This is a genomic window from Aeromicrobium yanjiei, from assembly GCF_009649075.1.
Taxonomy (GTDB): Bacteria; Actinomycetota; Actinomycetes; order Propionibacteriales; family Nocardioidaceae; genus Aeromicrobium; species Aeromicrobium yanjiei.
Genome location: NZ_CP045737.1, coordinates 317453 through 339243, shown reverse-complemented (window position 1 = coordinate 339243; position 21791 = coordinate 317453). Strand labels below are relative to the sequence as shown.

Annotated in this window: 23 protein-coding genes; 5 read left to right on the top strand and 18 right to left on the bottom strand. The window is 70.4% G+C overall.

Features of this window, described 5'->3' with window-relative positions; genetic code table 11:
- Positions 1-56: 56 nt before the first annotated feature.
- The 6 genes from GEV26_RS01905 to GEV26_RS01880 all read right to left on the bottom strand — a co-directional run bounded on the left by GEV26_RS01905 (position 57) and on the right by GEV26_RS01880 (position 6005).
- Entirely contained in the window at positions 57-920 is an 864-nt protein-coding gene (locus GEV26_RS01905; RefSeq protein ID WP_153651499.1) for a phosphoribosylaminoimidazolesuccinocarboxamide synthase, read from the bottom strand.
- Between the two features lie 29 nt (positions 921-949).
- Positions 950-1324, bottom strand: a complete 375-nt coding sequence (locus GEV26_RS01900) for a DUF3592 domain-containing protein (protein WP_153651498.1) — start codon at positions 1322-1324, stop codon at positions 950-952.
- 55 nt (positions 1325-1379) lie between these two features.
- Positions 1380-2801: an adenylosuccinate lyase gene (gene purB / locus GEV26_RS01895; protein WP_153651497.1), complete on the bottom strand. Its 1422-nt coding sequence runs from the start codon at positions 2799-2801 to the stop codon at positions 1380-1382.
- Entirely contained in the window at positions 2798-4054 is a 1257-nt protein-coding gene (purD, locus tag GEV26_RS01890; protein ID WP_153651496.1) for a phosphoribosylamine--glycine ligase, read from the bottom strand. The genes purB and purD overlap by 4 nt, the downstream gene beginning before the upstream one ends.
- Positions 4055-4092: 38 nt before the next feature.
- On the bottom strand, positions 4093-5376 hold the full coding sequence (locus GEV26_RS01885; protein ID WP_153651495.1) for an adenylosuccinate synthase: 1284 nt from the start codon (positions 5374-5376) through the stop codon (positions 4093-4095).
- A gap of 95 nt (positions 5377-5471) precedes the next feature.
- Entirely contained in the window at positions 5472-6005 is a 534-nt protein-coding gene (locus GEV26_RS01880) for a CGNR zinc finger domain-containing protein (protein WP_153651494.1), read from the bottom strand.
- Between the two features lie 39 nt (positions 6006-6044).
- Between GEV26_RS01880 and GEV26_RS01875 the strand changes: the two genes are divergently transcribed.
- Positions 6045-7016: an EamA family transporter gene (locus GEV26_RS01875; RefSeq protein ID WP_153651493.1), complete on the top strand. Its 972-nt coding sequence runs from the start codon at positions 6045-6047 to the stop codon at positions 7014-7016.
- A gap of 12 nt (positions 7017-7028) precedes the next feature.
- Complete coding sequence (locus tag GEV26_RS01870; protein ID WP_153651492.1) at positions 7029-7919, top strand: diacylglycerol/lipid kinase family protein; 891 nt, start codon at positions 7029-7031, stop codon at positions 7917-7919.
- Here the strand turns inward: GEV26_RS01870 and GEV26_RS01865 are convergent.
- Complete coding sequence (locus tag GEV26_RS01865) at positions 7916-8329, bottom strand: DUF3151 domain-containing protein (protein ID WP_153651491.1); 414 nt, start codon at positions 8327-8329, stop codon at positions 7916-7918. The genes GEV26_RS01870 and GEV26_RS01865 overlap by 4 nt on opposite strands.
- 213 nt (positions 8330-8542) lie before the next feature.
- On the opposite strand from GEV26_RS01865, the gene GEV26_RS01860 reads away from it, so the two are divergent.
- Positions 8543-9511, top strand: coding sequence for a hypothetical protein (locus GEV26_RS01860; RefSeq protein ID WP_153651490.1), 969 nt, complete (start codon positions 8543-8545; stop codon positions 9509-9511).
- A 77-nt stretch (positions 9512-9588) separates the two neighbouring features.
- Here the strand turns inward: GEV26_RS01860 and fbaA are convergent, their stop codons facing one another.
- The 7 genes from fbaA to GEV26_RS01825 all read right to left on the bottom strand — a co-directional run bounded on the left by fbaA (position 9589) and on the right by GEV26_RS01825 (position 15944).
- A complete protein-coding gene (gene fbaA, locus GEV26_RS01855) occupies positions 9589-10608 on the bottom strand; it encodes a class II fructose-bisphosphate aldolase (RefSeq protein ID WP_153651489.1) in 1020 nt (339 codons plus the stop codon).
- Between the two features lie 122 nt (positions 10609-10730).
- A complete protein-coding gene (locus GEV26_RS01850; protein ID WP_153651488.1) occupies positions 10731-12098 on the bottom strand; it encodes an FAD-dependent oxidoreductase in 1368 nt (455 codons plus the stop codon).
- Positions 12099-12137: 39 nt separating this feature from the next.
- The gene (locus GEV26_RS01845; protein ID WP_153651487.1) at positions 12138-12473 is read right to left on the bottom strand and encodes a hypothetical protein; all 336 of its coding nucleotides are present in this window, start codon (positions 12471-12473) and stop codon (positions 12138-12140) included.
- A gap of 141 nt (positions 12474-12614) precedes the next feature.
- Entirely contained in the window at positions 12615-13244 is a 630-nt protein-coding gene (locus GEV26_RS01840; RefSeq protein WP_153651486.1) for a TrmH family RNA methyltransferase, read from the bottom strand.
- The gene (pyrE, locus tag GEV26_RS01835; protein WP_153651485.1) at positions 13241-13888 is read right to left on the bottom strand and encodes an orotate phosphoribosyltransferase; all 648 of its coding nucleotides are present in this window, start codon (positions 13886-13888) and stop codon (positions 13241-13243) included. Before pyrE ends, GEV26_RS01840 begins: the two co-directional genes overlap by 4 nt.
- A gap of 3 nt (positions 13889-13891) precedes the next feature.
- Positions 13892-14584: a sortase domain-containing protein gene (locus GEV26_RS01830; protein ID WP_194839937.1), complete on the bottom strand. Its 693-nt coding sequence runs from the start codon at positions 14582-14584 to the stop codon at positions 13892-13894.
- A gap of 202 nt (positions 14585-14786) precedes the next feature.
- On the bottom strand, positions 14787-15944 hold the full coding sequence (locus GEV26_RS01825) for an MFS transporter (RefSeq protein WP_194839936.1): 1158 nt from the start codon (positions 15942-15944) through the stop codon (positions 14787-14789).
- A 54-nt stretch (positions 15945-15998) separates the two neighbouring features.
- Here GEV26_RS01825 and GEV26_RS01820 point away from each other — a divergent pair, with 54 nt between their 5' ends.
- Positions 15999-17183, top strand: a complete 1185-nt coding sequence (locus GEV26_RS01820; RefSeq protein ID WP_153651482.1) for a pyridoxal phosphate-dependent aminotransferase — start codon at positions 15999-16001, stop codon at positions 17181-17183.
- Here GEV26_RS01820 and GEV26_RS01815 read toward each other — a convergent pair.
- Genes GEV26_RS01815 through GEV26_RS01810 form a run of 3 tightly spaced genes read right to left on the bottom strand, consistent with a single transcriptional unit; the run spans position 17180 to position 19047 of the window.
- Positions 17180-18586: a serine/threonine protein kinase gene (locus GEV26_RS01815; protein WP_153651481.1), complete on the bottom strand. Its 1407-nt coding sequence runs from the start codon at positions 18584-18586 to the stop codon at positions 17180-17182. The two genes, GEV26_RS01820 and GEV26_RS01815, sit on opposite strands and share 4 nt — an antisense overlap.
- Positions 18587-18625: 39 nt before the next feature.
- Positions 18626-18787 carry a GPGG-motif small membrane protein gene (locus GEV26_RS17845; protein WP_194839935.1) on the bottom strand — a complete coding sequence of 54 codons (162 nt, stop codon included), beginning with the start codon at positions 18785-18787 and terminating at the stop codon, positions 18626-18628.
- Between the two features lie 59 nt (positions 18788-18846).
- Complete coding sequence (locus GEV26_RS01810) at positions 18847-19047, bottom strand: DUF6458 family protein (RefSeq protein WP_153651480.1); 201 nt, start codon at positions 19045-19047, stop codon at positions 18847-18849.
- 277 nt (positions 19048-19324) lie between these two features.
- On the opposite strand from GEV26_RS01810, the gene GEV26_RS01805 reads away from it, so the two are divergent.
- A complete protein-coding gene (locus GEV26_RS01805; RefSeq protein WP_153651479.1) occupies positions 19325-20626 on the top strand; it encodes a hemolysin family protein in 1302 nt (433 codons plus the stop codon).
- On the opposite strand, the gene GEV26_RS01800 is transcribed toward GEV26_RS01805, so the two are convergent.
- The gene (locus GEV26_RS01800; protein ID WP_243838840.1) at positions 20623-21777 is read right to left on the bottom strand and encodes an NAD(P)/FAD-dependent oxidoreductase; all 1155 of its coding nucleotides are present in this window, start codon (positions 21775-21777) and stop codon (positions 20623-20625) included. The genes GEV26_RS01805 and GEV26_RS01800 overlap by 4 nt on opposite strands.
- Between the last annotated feature and the right edge of the window lie 14 nt (positions 21778-21791).

The window sequence follows — 21791 nt, the reverse complement described above, 5'->3', positions numbered from 1 at the left end:
GACGACGGTCACGCCAGACTACTGGGCGGTAGAGAGCGACGCAGAGCGGTCGAGCGTCAGAACGTCTCGCCGGTGAGCTGCTCGTACGCCTGCACGTAGCGCTCGCGGGTCTTCGCGACGATCTCGTCCGGCAGGGTCGGCGGCTGCTCGTTGCTCGCGCGGTCCCATCCGCTCTCGGGCGAGATGAGCCAGTTGCGCACGAACTGCTTGTCGTACGACGGCTGGGAGCGTCCGGGCTGCCACGAGTCGGCCGGCCAGAAGCGGGACGAGTCGGGCGTCAGCACCTCGTCCGCCAGCACGATCGTGCCGTCGGGGCGGGCGCCGAACTCGAGCTTGGTGTCGGCCAGGATGATGCCGCGCTCGCGAGCGATCTCCTCGGCGCGGGCGTAGACACGGAGCGTCAGGTCCTTCAGGGCGGTGGCGGTCTCGAGGCCGATCGTGTGGGTGACCGCCTCGAACGACACGTTCTCGTCGTGCTCGCCCAGCTCGGCCTTGGTGGCCGGGGTGAAGATCGGCTCGGGAAGTCGCGCGCCGTCGACCAGGCCCGCGGGCAACGGCACCCCGCACACCTCGCCGGTGGCCTCGTAGTCGCTGAGCCCCGATCCGGTGAGGTAGCCGCGGGCGACGCACTCGACCGGGAACATGTCGAGCTTCTCGACGATGAGTGCGCGACCGCGGACCTGCTCGGGCACGTCGGTCGAGACGACGTGGTTGGGGATCAGGTCGGCCAGCTGGTCGAACCACCACAGCGACATGCGCGTGAGGATCTCGCCCTTGTCGGGGATGCCGGGCTCGAGGATGAAGTCGAACGCCGAGACCCGGTCGGACGCCACCATCAGGAGGTGGCCGGACTCCACCTCGTAGAGGTCGCGGACCTTGCCCGAGTGCAGGTGGGTGGCTCCAGGGATGTCGAGTGGCACGCGCCCAGCCTAGTGGCCCCGCGCCTTCGTCAGGCGAGGACCGCGAGCGTGACCGCGCCGACGACCAGCATGACCGCCCCGAGGAGCAGCAGCTGGCGGACCAGCCGGGCCGCGACCCGGTCGGGCTCGGCCAGCCGGGCACGCGAGGGATCCCGCGGGTCGACGAACAGCCCGACCGGTCCGTCGGCCGGCACCAGCGCGTCCTCCGGCACCTGGACGCGCAGCCGACGACCCTCGGGGCTGACGTACTCGACGCGCCTGGACGCGCCGGACCCGACGACGCTGCCCGTGACGGGGAGCCAGTCGGAGGGGCGCAGCGCGAGAGCCCGGCGGCGGGTCCAGGCCCACCACACGAGCACGGCCCCACCGACCAGGAACCCCGCGGGGACCAGGGTGATCGGCATCCTCCGAGCGTAGGCCTCGCCGCACACCTGTGCCCGTTCGATCGGGCCGAGACTCCTAGAGGATCGAGCCGGGGGTGTACGCCGCGGCGGCCGGGTCGGCGGCGACGATCTCCTCGATGCGCGCCACGACCGCGTGGACCTGGCTGACTGCCGCGCCGGTGAAGTCGATCGGCGACGCGACGAGGCTCGCGAGGTCGTCCTTCGACAGGCCCAGGCGCTCGTCCGCGGCCAGGCGCGCGAACAGGTCGTTCTCCGCGGCACCCTTCTCGCGCATCTCCAGCGCGACGGCGACCGCGTGCTGCTTGACGGCCTCGTACGCCGTCTCGCGCCCGCGGCCGTTGCGCACCGCGGCCATGAGGACCTTGGTCGAGGCCAGGAACGGGAGGTAGCGGTCGAGCTCACGCTGGATCACGGCCGGGAACGTGCCGAACTCGTCGAGGACGGTCAGGAACGTCTCGAACAGGCCGTCGGCGGCGTAGAACGCATCGGGCAGGGCCACGCGGCGGACGACCGAGCACGACACGTCGCCCTCGTTCCACTGGTCGCCGGCGAGCTCGCCGACCATCGAGGAGTAGCCGCGCAGGATGACCGCGAGTCCGTTGACGCGCTCGCACGAGCGGGTGTTCATCTTGTGCGGCATCGCGCTCGAGCCGACCTGACCGGGCTTGAAGCCCTCGGTCACGATCTCGTTGCCTGCCATCAGACGGATGGTCGTCGCGAGGTTGGACGGGGCGGCCGAGAGCTGCACCAGCGCTGTCACGACGTCGTAGTCGAGCGAGCGGGGGTAGACCTGGCCGACGCTCGTCAGCACCTTGTCGAAGCCCAGGTGGGACGCGACCCGGCGCTCGAGCTCGGCGAGCTTCTCCTGGTCGCCGCCGAGCAGGTCGAGCTGGTCCTGTGCTGTGCCGACCGGGCCCTTGATGCCACGCAGGGGGTAGCGCGCGATGAGGTCGTCGAGCCGGTCGATCGCGACCATCAGCTCGTCGGCAACGGTCGCGAAGCGCTTGCCCAGCGTCGTGGCCTGCGCGGCGACGTTGTGGCTGCGTCCGGCCATGACCAGCTCGGCGTGCTCCGACGCGAGGCGTCCGAGCCGGGCCAGGGTCGCCACGGCGCGCTCACGCATGAGCTCGAGGGAGGCCTTGATCTGCAGCTGCTCGACGTTCTCGGTGAGGTCACGCGAGGTCATGCCCTTGTGGATGTGCTCGGTGCCGGCGAGGTCCGCGAACTCCTCGATGCGGGCCTTGACGTCGTGACGGGTGATCTTCTCGCGCGCCGCGATCGAGGCGAGGTCGACGTGGTCGATCACCGACTCGTACGCCTCGATCACCCCGTCAGGCGTCTCGACGCCGAGATCGCGCTGCGCCTTGAGCACGGCGATCCAGAGACGTCGCTCCAGCACGATCTTGTGCTCGGGCGACCAGACGCGGGCGATCTCCGGGGAGGCGTAGCGGTTGGCGAGGACGTTCGGGGTGGTCACAGCTCTATTGTTCCCTGCTCCGCCGCGAGGGCGATGTCGGTCCGGTGGTGGGCTCCACGAATGTCGATGAGGTCGATCCCGGCGTACGCACGGCGGCGCGCCTCGGCGAGGTCCGCGCCGACGGCGGTCACCGACAGGACGCGACCTCCCGCGGTGACGAGCCGGTCGTCGGCGAGGGCTGTGCCGGCGTGGATCACGTCGACCCCCTCGAGCGCATTGGCTGCGTCGAGGCCCTCGATCACATCGCCCTTGACCGGCGACTCGGGATATCCCTCGGCCGCCACGACCACGGTGACCGACGAGGCCCGCTCCCACTGCGGCAGGCCGACCTCGGCGAGCTCACCGGTGGCGGCGCCGTGCAGCAGGGCCGACAGCGGCGTCTTGAGCAGCGACAGGATTGACTGCGTCTCGGGGTCACCGAAGCGGGCGTTGAACTCGATGACGCGGACACCGCGGCTCGTGAGCGCGAGTCCGGCGTAGAGCAGGCCCTGGAACGGGGTGCCGCGCCGGGCCATCTCCTGCACCGTCGGCACGAGCACACGGCGCGTCACCTCGGCGACAAGACCGTCCGGCGCCCAGTCCAGCGGCGTGTAGGCACCCATGCCGCCCGTGTTGGGCCCCTCGTCACCGTCGTACGCCCGCTTGAAGTCCTGCGCGGGCTGCAGCGGCAGCACGGTCTCGCCGTCGGTGATCGCGAACAGCGACACCTCGGGGCCGTCGAGGAACTCCTCGATGACGACGCGGCGGCACGCGGCGGCGTGATCGATCGCGGCCTGCCGGTCGTCGGTGACCACCACGCCCTTGCCCGCGGCGAGAGCGTCGTCCTTGACGACGTACGGCGGGCCGAAGGCGTCGAGCGCTGCGACGACCTGCTCGGGCGTCTCGCAGACGTGCGCCAGGGCGGTCGGCACCTCGGCGCCGGCCATCACCTGCTTCGCGAACGCCTTGGAGCCCTCGAGCTGGGCGGCCTCCTTGCTCGGCCCGAAGCACGCGATGCCCGCAGCGCGGACCGCGTCGGCCACGCCCGCGACGAGCGGGGCCTCGGGCCCGACGACGACCAGGTCGACGCCGAGCGAGACGGCCAGGTCGGCCACCTGCGCACCGTTCATCGGGTCGACGTCGTGGAGCGTCGCGACGGCCGCGATGCCGGGGTTGCCCGGCGCAGCGTGCACCTCGGAGACCTGCGGATCACGGGACAGGGCGAGGGCCAGCGCGTGCTCACGGCCGCCGGTGCCGATGACGAGTGTCTTCACGGAGCACGAGCCTATCGTTCCGGCGGCGGGCGCCCCGCTCAGAGCAGGTCGTACCGCTCGATCGACTGCTCGCGGTCGGGGCCCACGCCGATCGTCGAGATCCGCGCACCCGACATCGCCTCGAGCGCGAGGACGTACTCCTGCGCGGTCTTGGGCAGGTCCTCGAACGTCCGGGCCGCCGAGATGTCCTCGGTCCAGCCGGGGAGGTACTCGTAGATCGGCTTGGCGTGGTGGAAGCCGGTCTGCGTCATCGGCATCTCGTCGACGCGCTCGCCGTCCACGTCGTACGCGACGCACACGGGGATCTGCTCCCAGCCGGTCAGCACGTCGAGCTTGGTCAGCACGAAGTCGGTGACGCCGTTGATGCGGGCCGCGTAGCGCGCGATCGGGGCGTCGTACCAGCCGCAGCGGCGGGGACGCCCGGTCGTGGTGCCGAACTCGGCACCGTTCTGCCGCAGACGCTCGCCGTCCTCGTCGAACAGCTCGGTCGGGAACGGTCCCTCGCCGACGCGGGTCGCGTACGCCTTGACGATGCCGATGACGCGGGTGATCTCGGTCGGGGCGATGCCCGAGCCGGTGCACGCGCCGCCGGTCGTCGCCGACGAGGACGTCACGAACGGGTAGGTGCCGTGGTCGACGTCGAGCAGCGTGGCCTGACCGGCCTCGAGCAGCACGGTCTTGTCGGCCTTGAGCGCATCGTGCAGCAGCAGCGGGGTGTCGGCAACCATCGGGCGGAGCCGGTCGACGTACGACAGGAGCTCCTCGACGATCTCGTCGACCTCGACCGCGCGGCGGTTGTAGATCTTGGTGAGGATCTGGTTCTTGAGGTCGAGGGCGCCCTCGACCTTCTGGCGCAGGATCTTCTCGTCGAACAGGTCCTGGATGCGGATGCCGAGGCGGTTCATCTTGTCCGCGTACGTCGGGCCGATGCCGCGACCGGTCGTGCCGATCTTGCGGCTGCCGAGAAAGCGCTCGGCGACCTTGTCCAACGTGCGGTTGTAGTCGGCGATGACGTGCGCGTTGGCGCTGACCACCAGGCGCGACGTGTCGATGCCGCGCTCGTTGAGCCCGTCGATCTCCTCGAACAGGACCTTGAGGTCCACGACGACACCGTTGCCGATGACCGGCACGCAGCCGGGGCTCAGGATGCCGCTCGGCAGGAGGTGCAGGGCGTACTTCTGGTCGCCGATGACGACCGTGTGCCCTGCGTTGTTGCCACCGTTGAACTTCACCACGTAGTCGACCCGACTACCCAGGATGTCCGTGGCCTTGCCCTTGCCTTCGTCGCCCCACTGGGCTCCGACGATGACGACTGCGGGCATGGAGATGCACCACCCTCATACGTGCGACAAGCCCCGTGGTTGCGGGGCTCTTACCGGCGCAGTCTACCGCGAACGGTGACCCGGGCGGAGCACGGTCAGCCGGACCGGCGCGCGCGGTACGCCGCGACGGCGGCGCGGTTGCCGCAGGCAGTGCTGCAGAATCGCCGCGATCGGTTGCGTGACAGGTCGAGCACGACGCCCTCGCAGTCGCCCTGTGCGCACACGCCGAGCCGGGATGTCTCGTCGGCGCGGATCACGTCGACCATGGCCATCGCAGTCTCCACCGCGATGCGCACCGCGAGCGGCTGGTCGTCCTCCGTCGCGTGCAGGTGCCAGTCGAATCCGTCGTGCCGGCGCAGCTGCGGGCGCGCGACACCGTCGCTCAGCATCTGGTTGACCACCTCGGCGGCCGCGTCACGATCGGCGGTCAGCAGCTCGCGCAGCTGCGGCCGCAGGGCGCGCAGCTCGGCGAGCTCGGCGGCGTCGCCGGTGTGGAGACCGGTGTAGGCGTTCTCCTCGTAGAAGTCGGCCACGTCGTCCACGGTCGTCAGGGTGTCGGGCTCCTGGGCGGAGTTCACGAGCCAGACGGCAGCCACGAGGACGATCTCGGTGTCATGAGTGAAGACCACGTTGACACCTTACAGGTCCAGCATCTAGTGTCACATGTCATGGCCCCTTTGACTCATGACACAGATGTTCGTGCAGCGTCCCGCACGACGTCCGGTGTCACCTTTGCGGTGGCCGGCGCCGCGTCGTTCGCGTTGTCCGGCCCGCTCGCGAAGGGGCTCATCCAGGCCGGCTGGACCGCAGGCGCCGCCGTCACCGTGCGCGTGCTCGTCGCGGCGCTCGTCCTCGCCGTGCCCGCCGCGCTCACGATGCGCGGGCGCTGGGGACTCCTACGGGGGAACGTCCGTCTGATCGTCGCCTACGGCGTGATCGCCGTGGCCGGCTGCCAGCTCGCGTACTTCAACGCAGTCGAGCGCATGCAGGTCGGCGTGGCCCTCCTGATCGAGTTCACCTGCCCGGTCGCGGTGCTGGCCTGGATGTGGTGGCGACACGGGCAGCGGCCCACCCGGCTGACGGTCATGGGCGCGGTCCTCGCGATCGCCGGCCTCGTGCTGGTGCTCGACCTGACGTCCGGCGCGGACGTCGACGGGCTCGGCATCGCGTGGGCACTCGCAGCGATGGCCTGTGCCGCGGTCTACTGGGTGCTGTCCGCAGACGAGGACAACGGCCTGCCCGGGCTCGCGCTCGCGGCCGGCGGGATGTTGTTCGGCGGCGTCGGCCTGGTGGCCGCGGGACTCATCGGCATCATCCCGCTCGCCGCGTCGAGCGAGGACGTCGAGCTCGCCGGGAACCTGCTTCCGTGGTGGCTCGTCCTGCTGGTCCTCGGCGTCGTCACGGCCGGGCTCGCGTACGTGCTCAGCATCGCGGGGAGCCGCCGCCTGGGGTCGCGCCTCGGCTCGTTCGTCGGCCTCGCCGAGGCGGTGTTCGGCGTCCTGTTCGCGTGGCTGCTGCTGTCGGAGGCACCCCGAGCGGTGCAGCTGGCGGGCGGAGCGCTGATCCTCGCCGGAGTCGTGGCCGTTCGGCTCGGCGAGCCGGAGATCCAGGAGGCGCCGCCGGCCGGCACGACCCCGTAGTCTGGCCCCGCCATGACGTCACTCCTTGCAATCGCCAACGCTGAGGCCGGCGCCGCAGACGACACTGCGGTCGAGGCCGCAGTGGATGCGCTGCGGGACGACTTCGACGTCGACCTCGTCCGTACGTCGAGCCCCGACGACCTGTCCGCCGCGCTGTCAGCGCACCCGGACGTGGACGTCCTCGTGGTGCTGGGCGGCGACGGAAGCCTCCATGCTGTCGTGACGGCGCTGCACCGCGCCAAGCGCCTGGACTCCGTCACGGTCGGTCTCATCCCCCTCGGCACGGGTAACGACTTCGCCGCGACCCTGGGGCTTCCCGACGAGCCCGACAAGGCCGCGCTCGCGGTCGTCACGGGCCACACCCGGCAGATCGACCTGATCCTGGACGACGAAGGCGACGTCGTCGTCAACGCCGCCCACATCGGCATCGGCGCGGAGGCGGCCGCAGCTGCCCGCCCGTGGAAGAAGGCCCTCGGTCCGGTCGGCTACGCGATCGGTGCGGCCCTCACCGGCCTCAAGGGGCTCACGACACCCGGGGCGCGCCTGACGATCTCGGTCGACGGCAAGCCCTTGTCCCGCAAGAACCCGGTCATCCAGGTCGCGGTCGGCAACGGTCGGTTCGTGGGCGGCGGAGCGCCCCTCCTGCCGCAGGCGGACCCGTCGGACGGCGAGCTCGACGTGTCCGTGTCCTACACCGAGTCGCCGCTGCGGCGCATCGCGTACGCGTTCAGCGTCCGTCGCGGCGAGCACCACCGCCGCGACGACGTGATCTATCTGCGTGGCACCGAGGTCGAGGTCCGCGGGGACGCCCTGCGGTGCACGAGCGACGGCGAGCTCACGGCGCCGTCGACGCACTACCGCTGGACGTTGCTGCCCTCCGCGATGACGGTCTTCGTCCCTTAGGACTTCGGCGCGACCAGCTCGGCGTACGCCTCCGGGCTCGACTCGTGCAGGAACTCGCGGCACCGGTGGGCCTCGGCCTCGTCACCGAGCCGCTCGGACGCGTCCGCGAGGGCGGCCAGCGAGCGCAGGAACGGGCGGTTGGGCTCGTGCTCCCACGGCAGGGGGCCGTGGCCCTTCCAGCCGTTGCGGCGCAGCAGGTCGAGCGAGCGGTGGTAGCCGGTGCGGACGAAGGCGTACCCCTCGAGATCGCGACCCTCCGCCAGGGCCAGCTCGGCCAGGGTGACCCAGGCCAGCGCCGAGTCGGGGTGCAGCGAGGCGACGTTCTGCGGGCTGTGGCCCGCGGCGAGCTCGGCAGCCCCCGGGTCCTCGGGGAGCAAAGTGGCGGGCGGTTCACCGAAGAGATTGGTCATGACCCCATCCTCCCATCCCGGATTCCCAGGAGAACCCCGGAACCCGTCACCACGCGCACGTGGCAACCGGTGGGTCGTGCCGGTTTCCTGATGGACGTACGCCGCTCCGGTCGCGGCGGGCGCGTCCGTCCACAGGACGGCGGGCGTCCCACGTTGTCCACCGGGCGCGCATCGCCGTGTCCACGCTGACCGTCCGCGTTCGACGCTGGCACGATGAACGATCAGCTGCTCGTCCGCGCCGAAGAGCGTGGGTTCCTCACTCGCCCGGAGATCCTCGATGCCGGGTACGACGACCGTGACATCCGCGAAGCCATCCGACTCCGCCTGCTCACCCGCATCGGCGCCGGTCTCTACGCCCTCACCGCCGCCTACGGCTCGCTCACCGAGCTCGACCAGCTGGCCGTTCGCAGCCGTGCGGTGTCCCGGCGCCACGCGGGCGCGGTCGCGTTGACGCACCAGTCCGCGGCGGCTCTCCACGGCCTGCCGATGTGGGACGCGCCGCTGACCGAGGTGCACGTCACCCGGCTCGACACCGGGCGCGGCCGGCACGAGGCGGGCGTCCAGCACCACACCGGGTCGATCGGCGAGTCCGATGTCGTGGAGATCGACGGCGTCCTCGTCTCGTCCCCCGATCGATGCGTGTGGGAGCTCGCCTGCGGACTGTCCGTCGAGAGCGCGCTCGTGACGGTCGACGCGGCGCTGCACCGAGGTCTCGTGACGCCCGAGTCGCTCCTCGAGACGGCCGGCCCGTTCCGTACGTGGCGCGGCTCCCGCTCGGGGCGACTGGCGCTCAGCCTGGCCGATGGTCGGTCAGAGTCCCCCGGCGAGTCCCGCAGCCGCTACCTCTTCTGGCGGTACGGCCTGCCGGCCCCCGAGCTGCAGTTCGAGCTCTTCGACAGTGCCGGACGGTTCGTCGCGCGCACCGACTTCGTCTGGGAGCTGTACCGGCATCTCGCGGAGTTCGACGGGCGCATCAAGTTCGACGGCACGTTCCGGCCCGAGGGCTTCGAGTCGGTCTTCGCCGAGAAGCGTCGTGAGGATGACGCCCGTGCGGAGAACTGGGGCATGAGCCGGCTCATCTGGACGCACCTCGACGCGAGCCGCGCCCGCGCAACGGCCCTCCGCGTGCAGGCCGGTCTCGAGCGTTCGCGGGCGCTCTACGGGCGTACGGTCATCGTCTGACAGAAAGCCGGCACGTCACCCTTGTCGTTCCACGGGTGACGTGCCGGCTTTCGGGGTTCTCCTGGGAAACCGAGCGGTCAGAGCCGGGTGCCGGCGCTCCGCAGGGCGGCGCAGGCCTCGGCGACGCGCGTGGCCATGCCGGCCTCGGCGGCCTTGCCCCAGGCACGGGGGTCGTACGCCTTCTTGTTGCCGACCTCGCCGTCGACCTTGAGGACGCCGTCGTAGTTGGTCATCATGTGACCGGCGACCGGGCGCGTGAACGCGTACTGCGTGTCGGTGTCGACGTTCATCTTCACGACGCCGAAGTCGACCGCGGCCGAGATCTCCTCGGGCAGCGAGCCGGATCCGCCGTGGAAGACCAGGTCGAACGGCGAGTCCTTGCCGTACTTGGACGCGACGGCCTCCTGAGCGGCCTTGAGGATCTCGGGACGCAGCGTGACGTTGCCGGGCTTGTAGACGCCGTGCACGTTGCCGAACGTGAGCGCGGTCAGGTAGCGGCCCTTCTCACCGAGACCGAGCGCCTCGGCCGTGGCCAGCGCGTCCTCGGGCGTCGTGTAGAGGTGCTCGCCCATGCCGCCCTCGACGCCGTCCTCCTCGCCACCCACGATGCCGATCTCGACCTCGAGGATGATGTTGGCCGCCGCACAGGCCGCCAACAGCTCCTGCGCGATCTGCAGGTTCTCCTCCAGCGGCACGGCCGAGCCGTCCCACATGTGCGACTGGAAGTAGGGCAGGCCGCCGGACTTGACCCGCTCGGCGGACGCCGCGACGAGGGGGCGGACGAAGCCGTCGAGCTTGTCCTTGGGGCAGTGGTCGGTGTGGAGCGCGACGTTGACCGGGTACTTCTTGGCGACCTCCTGTGCGAACGCGGCAAAGGCCAGCGAGCCGGAGACCATGTCCTTGACGGTGGGCCCGGAGAGGTACTCCGCACCGCCGGTCGAGACCTGGATGATGCCGTCGCTCTCGGCCTCCGCGAATCCGGCGAGGGCGGCGTTCAGGGTCTGCGAGGACGAGACGTTGATGGCCGGGTAGGCGAACGACTCGGCCTTGGCCTTGTCGAGCATCGCGGCGTAGACCTCGGGTGTGGCGACGGGCATGAAGGACTCCTGAAGGACGTCGAGCGGGATTGTCCGTCAGTATCCCACCCCTGTTCCCCCCGCGAGAGGCGCACCGCAGTTGGTTCCAGCCACCGAGATCGCGGTACGTGCCTCCGTCGCGCTCAGGACGCCGCGAGCGCCTTCACCGCGGCCCGGGCGGCGACCTGGACGGGGCTCCAGATCGACGAGAACGGCGGCGCGTACGCGAGGTCCAGCATGACGACCTCGTCGACCGTCATCTCCGCGGCGAGCGCGGTCGCCGCGACGTCGACGCGCAGGGCTGAGCCCTCCGAGCCGACGATCTGGGCACCGAGGAGGCGCCGCGTGGCGCGGTCGGCGACCACGACGACGGTCATGGAGCCGGGATCGGGCATGTAGCCCGCGGCACCGGTCGTCTCGATCCGGGCGACGACCGGATCGAAGCCGGCATCGCGCGCCTGCTCCTCCCCCAGCCCGGTGCGGGAGATCTCCAACGAGCAGAACTTCGTGATCGCGGTCTGCACGACACCGGGGAACGCCAGGCGCGGCTCCTCGTCGAGCAGCTCGGCCGCGATGCTGTCGGCCGCGACCATGCCCTGCTTGTTGGCGTGGGTGCCGAGGGGCAGGTGCACGAGCCCGCGCGTCACGCGGTCGAGCGTCGCGACGCAGTCGCCCGCGGCCCAGATGTCGGGGAAGCCCTCGACCCGCTGGTGCTCGTCGACGACGATCCCGCCCTTCGGGCCGAGCGGCAGCCCCGCGTCGGCGGCGAGGGCCGACCGGGCGGTGACGCCGAGCCCCAGCACGACCAGGTCCGCAGGGAACGTCTCCCGCTCGGTCCGCACCGCCGCGACCCGCCCGGACTCGTCGAGCGTGAATCCCGTGACGGCCGCACCGGTCTGCAGGTGGATGCCGCGCGCCCGCATGCCGTCAGCGATCAGCTCGCCGAGAGGCGCCTCGACGATCGGCAGCGGGCGGGGTCCGCGCTCGACGACGGTCGTGGGGAATCCTCGTACGACACACGCCTCGGCGATCTCCAGCCCGATGTACCCGCTGCCGACCACGACGACGCGGCTGGGCCCGTCCGCGAGGGCGTCGATCAGCACCTGCCCGTCGTCGAGCGACTGCACCCCGTGGATGCCCTGGCCGTCGATGCCCGGCAGGTCGGGGCGCACGGGCTCGGCCCCGGTCGCAAGGACCAGCCGGTCGTACGCCACGGGGTCGCCGTCGCGCACCGAGACGGTTCGGGCCTGGGGGTCGATCGCGGTCGCCTCGACCCCCAGGCGCAGGTCGATGCCGACCTTGCGGTGCTCCTCGGGCGTACGCGCGACGAGTGCGTCCGCGGACGCCACCTCGCCGGAGACCCAGTACGGGATGCCGCACGCGGAGTAGGACGTCCACCTGCCCCGCTCGAGGACGATGACCTCGTCCTCGTCACGCAGTCGCCGCCGCAGCGCTGACGCGATGGTCATCCCTGCCGCGTCGCCGCCGATGATGACCACACGATTGCCCATGTCCGCGAGCCTACGGCTCCCGCGCCCACTCCGGCCCCGTCACCCGCTCCCGGCAAGGTGGGCGCCGATCACCGTGACCACGAAGACGAGCACGATGCCGGCCGCCGGCCAGACCGCGCGCATCGTCCCGCGCCCGGCCGCCCGGCGCGCGCCGCCGAAGGCCACCACGCACGCGACCACGAATCCGCCGTAGATCACGACCGAGGCGAGGGTGCGGTGTGACGGACGGCAGTCCTTGAAGCACTCGGTGCCGGCCAGTGCCCACAGGGAGATCAGGAGGCCCAAGCCGAGAGCACCGACGAAGGCAGCGAACCCGAGGTTGGTCAGCCGGCCGTCGAGGGAGTGCTGGTCGGCGCGCGGACGTGAAGGACTCATGCCCGCACCCTCTCACACCCCGAGACACCCTCTCACCTCTCGCCGCCATCCCCGCGAGTGGCGCAAAAATGGACGACACGCCGTCCCAAAACCTCCACCTTGCGCCAGTCGCGGGTTGGGTTGCGCCAGTCGCGGGTCGGGTCAGAGCTCGGCGTGCTGGCGGATCCAGGAGTGCATCGCGATCGCGGCGGCAGCGCCCGCGTTGATCGAGCGGGTCGAGCCGAACTGGGCGATCGAGAGCGTACGCTCGCAGGCCGCGCGCGCCTCGTCGGACAGCCCCGGTCCCTCCTGGCCGAAGACGAGGACGCACTCGCGCGGCAGCGCAGCGGTCTCGATCGGCACGGAGTCCTCGACGTTGTCGATCCCGATCACGGCCAGGCCAGCGTCGTGCGCCCAGGTCGCGAGCTCGTCGACCGTCGAGTGGTGCCGCACGTGCTGATAGCGATCGGTCACCATCGCCCCTCGGCGGTTCCACCTGCGCCGTCCGACGATGTGGACCTCGGCGACGGCGAACGCATTCGCGGTGCGCACGATCGAGCCGATGTTGAAGTCGTGCTGCCAGTTCTCGATCGCGACGTGGAACGGGTGCCGGTGCTGGTCGAGATCGGCGACGACCGCCTCGAGCCGCCAGTAGCGGTAGCGATCGACGACGTTGCGGCGATCGCCCTCGCGCAGCAGCTCGGGGTCGAAGTGGTCATCCGTCGGCCACTCGCCCTCCCACGGTCCGACGCCGACCTCAAGGTCGACCGGATCGGCTCTGGGATCACTCATGCGGAGATGCCGAACTCCTCGCGGTACCCGCGGATAGCGTCGAGGTGCTCGGCGTGGCGACCGGTCTCCTCGACGTACTCGATGATCTGGTCGAACGAGATGATCGACACGACCGGCACGCCGAAGTCGCGCTCGACCTCCTGGATCGCCGAGAGGTCACCGCGTCCGCGCTCCTGCCGGTCGACCGCGACGACGATGCCCGCGACGCTCGCGTCCACCGAGTCGACGATCTCCATCACCTCGCGGATCGCCGTGCCCGCGGTGATGACGTCGTCGACGACCAGCACCCGGCCCTCGAGCGGTGACCCGACGATCAGGCCGCCCTCGCCATGGTCCTTGGCCTCCTTGCGGTTGAAGCACCACGGCACGTCGCGGTCGTGCACCTCCGACAGCTGCACCGCTGCGGCAGACGCGATCGGGATGCCCTTGTAGGCCGGGCCCATCAGCACGTCGAACTCGAGGCCGCTGTCGACGATCGCGTCGGCATAGAACCGGCCCAGGCCGGCCAGCCGAGCGCCGGTGTTGAACAGCCCTGCGTTGAAGAAGTACGGCGACGTCCGACCCGACTTGAGGGTGAACTCGCCGAAGCGCAGCACGCCGTGGTCGAGGGCGAGCTCGATGAACGCCCGCTGGAAGTCCTGCATGCCTCAGCCCGCCTTGTTCGTGGTGGAGGTCGCGGTGTTGGCCTCGGTCTTCTTGACCGTCTTGACCAGGTCGGCGACGACGACGCTCCGGTTGCGTGTGTGGAAGAGCTCCGAGCAGGTCACCATCGTCAGGACCGGCTTGGTCTGCACCTCGCCGCGGCCCTCCGGGTCGGGTACGTCCCACAGCGGCCAGGAGGTCGTGAAGTCGACCGTGATCGAGGTGCCGGAGTTGCGCAGCTTGTACGTGCTGATGGCCGTGCGGGTCTCGACCACCACCTTGTCGCCCGCCCTGAGCTTCGGGAACTTCGAGAACGGCTCGCCGTGGGTGACCCGGTGGCCGGCGATCACGAAGTTGCCGACCTTGCCCGGCTTGGCGGATTTGGGATCCCACCCGACTCCCCGTTCGAGCGCCGGCCCGTCGGTGCCCTTGACGATCGGCACCTCGAAGTCGTCGCCGAACCGCTTGACGCGCAGCAGACCGATCGCGTCGCTGTCGATGCCCTTGCCCCAGTCGACCTGGAGGGTCTGCTTGATCTGCGCCTGCTCGCGCTTGGCGACGATGTTGGTGCCGAAGTACTGCCAGCCGAACCAGCCGAGGACGGCGACACCGGCCAGGATCATGGCCAGCCCGAGCGCAGTGACGAAACGGCCCCACACCCCACGGCGGGGACGCGTGGTCGAGTGGGCGGCCGGCATGACAACAATTGTGTCACCCAGGCGGCGGGAACCCCTCAGCACCGTGACGGACCCCACCCAAGAAGCGGATGAGAAATTGACCCATTCGTGCCCGACGCCGACCCCCATCGCGTAACATGGACTGTGCAGGGTCGATGTGCCTCACAGCCGTTGGCGCCTGTTGTCGGCCCACCGTTTCACCCCCCGAGAACGGTGGGCCGACTTATGTCCTCTGCAGGTCGTCCGCAGTGCGGAACGACCGCGTGAACAGCAGCACGACGGGCACCAGGACGAGCGGGATCACGAACGCCCACCGCAGGTGATCGGCCGATGCTGCCGCACCGATGAGCCCTCCACCGAGGATCGCCCCGAGGTAGTTGGCGATGTTCATCCGCGCGATCGCGACGTCGAGCGAGCGGGCCGGCACCGCACCGGCAAGGGCTGCGAAGGCCAGCGGCGCCAGGATCGCGAGCCCCAGACCCACGACGAAGAAGCCGATGATCGCCATCGCGGGCGCCGCCGCGGCCACGACGGTCGCCAGACCGATGACCCCCGTCACGGTCCCGATCGCGACCACGGCCGGCGCTCCGATGCGCCGCACCAGCAGGTCGCCGCCGAAGCGCGAGACCAGCGCACCTCCCTGGTACGCCCCGTACGCCAGCGGCGCCACGGACGTCGAGGCGTCGAGCGCGTCCTCGAGGTAGACGCTGCTCCAGGTGAGGATGCCGGTGTCGGAGGCGTAGAACAGCAAGATCACCAGGCCGAAGACCAAGACCGGGCGCCACGGCAGGTCCAGTCCCTTGGCGGACAGCCCGGGATCGCGCTCCTGCGCGCGGACGAAGCGCGGCGCCGCGACCAGCGCGACCGCCCAGGTCACGATCGCGATCACGACCAGGGACAGCGCGAACGGCACGTCGACCCGGGCGACTCCTGCGGCGTACAGCGCGCCGAGGATGCCGCCGACCGACCACATGCCGTGGAAGCTGGCCATGATGCTGGTGCCGTAGGCGGCCTGCACCCGCACGCCCTGCATGTTCATGCCGGCGTCGACCGCGCCGACGCCCAGCCCGTAGACGACGAATGCCGCCACGACCAGCGGCAGGCTGGGCGCCGCGCCGACCAGCAGGGCACCCAGACCGATCGTCAGCAGCGCGATCCGGAACGCCGTCGCGCTCGTGCGGCGCTGCGCGATCATGCCCGCGAGCACGCTCCCGACCCCCGAGACGACAGCGACGAGCACGAGGATGCCGGTCAGGCCGCCGTCGCCGATGTCGAACCGGTCCTTGAGCCGAGGGGCCTGCGTCACGATCGAGGCGAACACCAGACCCTGCAGGAAGAAACCGGCCGCGACCGCGACGCGCGTACGTCCTAGATCCGTCATCTGCGTCATCGTAGGGCCCGCGAGAGCGGTGCGTCCCGCACTAGGCTCGGGCAGATGAAGACCTCCAGCTCGCGGATCGCAGGTCTCGGCACGACGATCTTCGCCGAGATGAGCGTGCTGGCGGCGCGCACGGGTGCCGTCAACCTCGGCCAAGGGTTCCCCGACACCGACGGACCCACCGAGGTCGTCGAGCGTGCGGTCGAGGCGTTGCGGGGTGGTCGCAACCAGTACGCACCCGGCACGGGCGTGCCCGAGCTGCGGGCCGCGATCGCCGCGCACCAGCAGCGCTTCTACGGCCTGGTCGTCGACCCGGACACCGAGGTCGCCGTCACGACAGGGGCGACCGAGGCCATCGCGTCGGCCCTCCTCGGCCTGGTCGACCCCGGCGACGAGGTCATCGCGCTCGAGCCCTACTACGACTCGTACGTCGCGATGCTCCAGATGTCCGGAGCCGTCAGGCGGCCGGTGACGCTGCGCGCCCCCGACTTCCGGCTGCCGATCGATGAGCTGCGTGCCGCCGTCACCCCGCGGACCACCGCGATCCTGCTCAACACCCCGCACAACCCGACCGGGTCGGTCCTACGCCCCGAGGAGCTCAAGGCCATCGCGGCGATCGCGATCGAGCACGACCTCGTCGTCATCAGCGACGAGGTCTACGAGCACCTGACGTTCGACGGACGTCGCCACGTGCCGATCGCGACGCTGCCCGGCATGGCCGAGCGGACGCTGACGATCTCCAGCGGCGGCAAGACGTTCTCGTTCACGGGGTGGAAGATCGGCTGGGCCACCGGACCCGCGCGACTGGTGCAGGCGATGCTCGGGGCGAAGCAGTTCCTCACGTACACGTCGGGCTCTCCCCTGCAGCCCGCGATCGCCCACGCCCTCGGCGCCGAGGACGCGTACTTCACGGACTTCACGGCCCGACTCCAGTCACAGCGCGACCAGCTCTGCGAGGGCCTGCGCGAGGTGGGCCTCGAGGTGTACGTCCCCGAGGGCACGTACTTCGTCACGACCGACATCCGTCCCCTCGGCTTCGACGACGGGCTGGACTTCTGCCGCAGCCTGCCCGAGCGGGCCGGTGTTGCGGCGATCCCGCACCAGGTCTTCTACGACCCGGACACTCACTCGAGCAGTCGGGACAACCCGGGCCGTCCGCTGGTCCGCTGGGCGTTCTGCAAGCGCCCGGAGGTCCTGCGCGAGGCGATCGACCGCCTCGCCGTCCTCGGGCCGCACGCCTAGTCGTTGCCCTGCGTCCGGTCGCGCCCCTTCTTCTTCCTCGACCTCGGCTCACCCCTGTGGCTCCTGGGCGGGGTCGGCGCACCGCCGTCGTCCCCAGATCCGGCGGGCGGCGTGAGCGTCACGTGCGGCGGAAGGGCGACGGACAAGGTGATGGTGGAGCCGTCGGGGACCCGGCCGGACTTGTCGATCGCCACCACGACGCCGATGTCATCGGTCTGCACGACGTTCTTGCGCCTGACCTCGAAGCCCAGCTTCTCCAGCGCCGCCGACGCCTCGGCGTATGTCGTGCCGATCACGGTCTCAGGCGAGATGCGGACCTTGCCGGAGACGACCGACAGCGTGACCGGATCGGCTTCCCAGCCGGGCCGGCCGCCTTCGGGCGACTGCTCGACGACCTGGCCGGGAGCTTCCCCCGGCACGTCGACCCGGCGCATGTTGACGTCCATGCCGGCCTCGCGGATCTCGGCCTTTGCGTCCCGTTCGTCCATGCCGACGACGTCGGGCACGGTCTCGGGGTCCGGGGGCCACAGCCTCCTGAAGCCGAGGAAGGCGCGGCTGAGGACGACGGCCCGGACGCGATCTGCTTCGAGCGCGACGTCAGCTGCGCTGCTCGGCCGTTGCGAGGGGTCCTTGGCCGTGAGCGACTCGATGAACTGGCCGACCTCTGCCGGCATCGTGGTCGGCAACGGCGGGATGTCGTCGTTCAGATGAGCCAGCGCGGTCGCGATCTGCGAGTCGCGGCGAAATGGTGACGCGCCGGAGAGGCAGTGGTGAGCCACGACGCCCAAGGCGTAGAGATCAGAGCTCGCCGTCGCGGGCCGTCCTCCGGCCTGCTCGGGGCTCATGTACTCGACCGTGCCGACCATGACCCCGGTGTCGGTCACGGGCTCGCTGGTGACGGTCTGGGCGATGCCGAAGTCCACCAGAACGGTCCGGCCGGTGGGGGTCAGCATGATGTTGGAGGGCTTCAGGTCTCGGTGCACGACACCGACCTGGTGGGCCGCCTCGAGCCCTTCGGCGACGTGCTTCACGACGGCGAGCACCTGCTCCGCCGGGAGGGCGTGCTGCTCACGCAGCAGCTGGGAGAGGCTACGGCCCTCGATGAGCTCCATGACGATGAAGGACAGGCCGCGGGCCGATTGGTCCTGCTCGAAGTCGAAGACCTGCGCCACCCCGGGATGGTTGATCGAGGCGGCGAGGCTGGCCTCGCTTCGCATCCGGGACCTGGCGACCTCGTCGGCCAGCGCCCCGCCTCGCAGGATCTTGAGGGCCACGACGCGCCCGAGGCGCAGGTCGGTGGCCCGGTAGACGGCACCCATGCCGCCCGAGCCGATCACGTCTTCGAGCCGATAGCGCTCGTTGAGGATCTCGATCAACAGGAGTCCCGGTGCGAGACCGAGCACCCCGCCGCTCTTGGATCAAGAGCGACGGGGTGGCGGCTGTCAGACGCGCGATCCGCGACGGTTGAAGATGGTCCAACCGCCGGGGCCGACGGCGCAGCCGAGGATGATCAGGATGATGCCGAGCAGGATGCTCCCGTTGAACAGCGAGATGACCCCGTAGATGACCAGGGCAACAGCGACGATCCAGAGCAGAAATCCCATTGATTTTCCTTCCAAAGAGGACGCCGCACGGTGCGGCATCCGGGTGATTCGAGTGGTGGTCAGCGAGGCGGCACCTCGTCGCGGCGCGTGCTGCGGGAGCGCTGGCCGCTGACGATCAGGCTGAGGACGATGCCCAGGGCACCGGCAGCCATGCAGATGTAGCCGACGGTCGTCAGGTCGACGCCGTCGAGGCGGTCCTCAACCGCGAAGGCGAGAATTGCGCCGATCGCGATGAGAGCGATGGATCCACCGAAGTACATGGTCGGTCCTTTCGATTGGCCTGCCGCCGTCGACAGGTCGCCATAGCGGCGACCAGCGTGTACCCGAGCCCCCGATCCTTAATCGCACCTGAGAAAGTCGACTTGCGGTAACTGAGAGTTTCTGCTGCCAGTCCGCCTCAAAAAAAGTTGAGAATTCATCGGTACGTGGTCACGGATGAGCCGCCCGGCACGCCCCGTAAACTTTCGACATGGATGACCAACCCGGGGACTGTCCCGACGCCGTTGCCCGCTCCGCACGGTCGGGGACCCGGATCTGATGGACTACAACACCCTGCTCAACTTCGCGTTGGTCCTGCTCTTCGTCCTGATAGGTGGTGTCTTCTCCGCGACGGAGATGGCGCTGGTCTCGCTGCGTCCCAGCCAGCTGGACCGGTTGGAGCACCAGAGCTCGCGAGGGGCCAAGGTCGCGTCCCTCGCCCGCGACCCCAACACGTTCCTGGCCGCCGTCCAGATCGGCGTCACGGTCGCGGGATTCCTCTCCGCGGCGTACGGCGCCTCGACCCTTGCCCCCGACGTGGCTCCGCTGTTCACCGACCTCGGGCTGCCCCAGGGTGCGGCCGAGAACCTCGCGCTGGTGACCATGACGCTGCTGATCGCCTATCTGTCCCTCGTCCTGGGCGAGCTCGTGCCGAAGCGGTTCGCGCTGCAGAAATCGGCTGCGCTCGCGACCGCCGTCGCGCCTCCGCTGTCGCGCTTCGCGACCGTCATGAAGCCGGTGATCTGGTTCCTGTCGCTGTCGACCAACGCCGTGGTCCGGGTCCTGGGCGGGAACCCCCACGCGACCAGCGAGGAGATGTCGGAGGAGGAGCTGCGCGACCTCGTCGGCGCCCATGAGGGCCTGGAGGACGATGAGCGGCGCATCCTGGGCGGCGTGTTCGCCGCCACCGATCGCACGGTCAAGGAGGTCATGCGTCCCCGGGGATCCGTCGTGTTCCTGGCCGCGGACATGTCGTTGCCCGAGGCCGCCCGGTTCGTTCGCGAGCAGCCTCATTCGCGCTATCCGGTGACGAGGCAGTCCGTCGACGACGTCGTGGGATTCGTGCACGTCCGCGACCTGCTCGGACGCGAGCAGACCCGTGCGACCACCGTGGGTGAGATCGTCCGGGAGATTCCGAGCCTGCCCGGGACCAACCGCATCCTGCCCGCCATCTCGCAGCTGCGTCGCGACGGCGTCCACATCGCCCTGGTCGTCGACGAGTACGGCGGCACCGACGGCATCGTGACCCTCGAGGACATGGTCGAGGAGCTCGTGGGCGACATCCGGGACGAGTACGACGACCAGGGCGGCCTGCGCCAGCCGCTGCACACCGCCGGCTCGTACGACGGCGGGCTCAACATCGAGGACTTCTCGGCCGTCAGCGGGGTCCATCTGGACGACGGGCCGTACGAGACCGTCGCGGGCTACGTCATCGAGCGTCTCGGACGGATCCCGTCCGTCGGGGACGCCGTGCGCGTCGGCGACGCCACGATCACGGTGACCCAGGTCGTCGGGCGCAGGATCTCCGAGGTACGGGTCGATCTCGAGCGCCAGGACGAGGCAGGCTCCGCCGAGGTCTAGACGATGTTGCGCTCGGGGCGGCCGGCACCGGCGGCGAACCGGGAGGCGTGGAGCGGCGAGACGTCGATGAACGGCGTACGTCCGAGGTAGATGTCCCGCATGACCTCGCCGACCGCGGGTCCCATCAGGAAGCCGTGACCGGAGAACCCCGCCGCGTACAAGAAGCCCTCGACCGCGTCGGACCTGCCGATGACCGCATTGTGGTCGGGGGTCATCTCGTAGAGCCCCGCCCACCCGCTCTGGATGCCGATGTCGACCAGCGACGGGACCCGGCGCTCCATGCACTCCGCGAGGTCCTCGAGCCAGTCCGGATCGCGCGACTGGTCGAAGCCCCACGCGTCCCGGCGCTCCGGCGCGCCCATCAGCAGTCCGCGCCCCTCGCCGTGGAAGTAGAAGGACGACTCGAAGTCGATCGTGAACGGCGTCCGCGGGTCCAGGTCGGCGACCGGTTCGGTGACGACGATCTGGCGGCGCAGCGGCTCGATCGGCATCTGCTCGCCCACCCACGCCGCGATCTGCCGGGACCACGCACCGGCGGCACACACGACCGAGGGGGTCGAGATGACGCCGGCGTCCGTCCGGACGGCGACGATCGCCGAGCCCTCGACGTCGATCCCCGTCGCGGCCGTGCCGGTGAGGATCGAGACCCCGGCCCGCCGCGCTGCCCGCGCGTAGCCGAGCACCACGGACTCGGGGGTGCAGTGGCCATCGCGCGGCGAGTACAGACCACCGACCAGGCCGTCGGTCGAGATCAGCGGCGACAGGCGTGCGGCCTCGGCGACGTCCACGGTGTGCGCGTCGAGGCCGAGGGCCGTCATCAGCTCGGCATTGCGCTCGAACGACTCCAGCACCTCGTCCCCGGAGGCCAGCAGCAGGTAGCCCACCTGGTGAAGGTCGATCTCCTGGTCGAACTCGGCCGCGAACCGCTCGAACGTCTCGAGGCTGTGCTGGCCGAGGCGGATGTTGATCTCGTCCGAGAACAGGGCGCGCACACCGCCGGCGGCCTTGCAGGTCGAGCCCTCGCCGAGGGCCCCTCGCTCCAGCAGCACGACGCGCTCGACGCCCGCACGTGCCAGGTGGTACGCCGTGCTCAGCCCCATCACGCCGCCGCCGACCACGACGACGTCCGCCTCGGTGGGCACGACCTTCACGACACCCCCTGGAG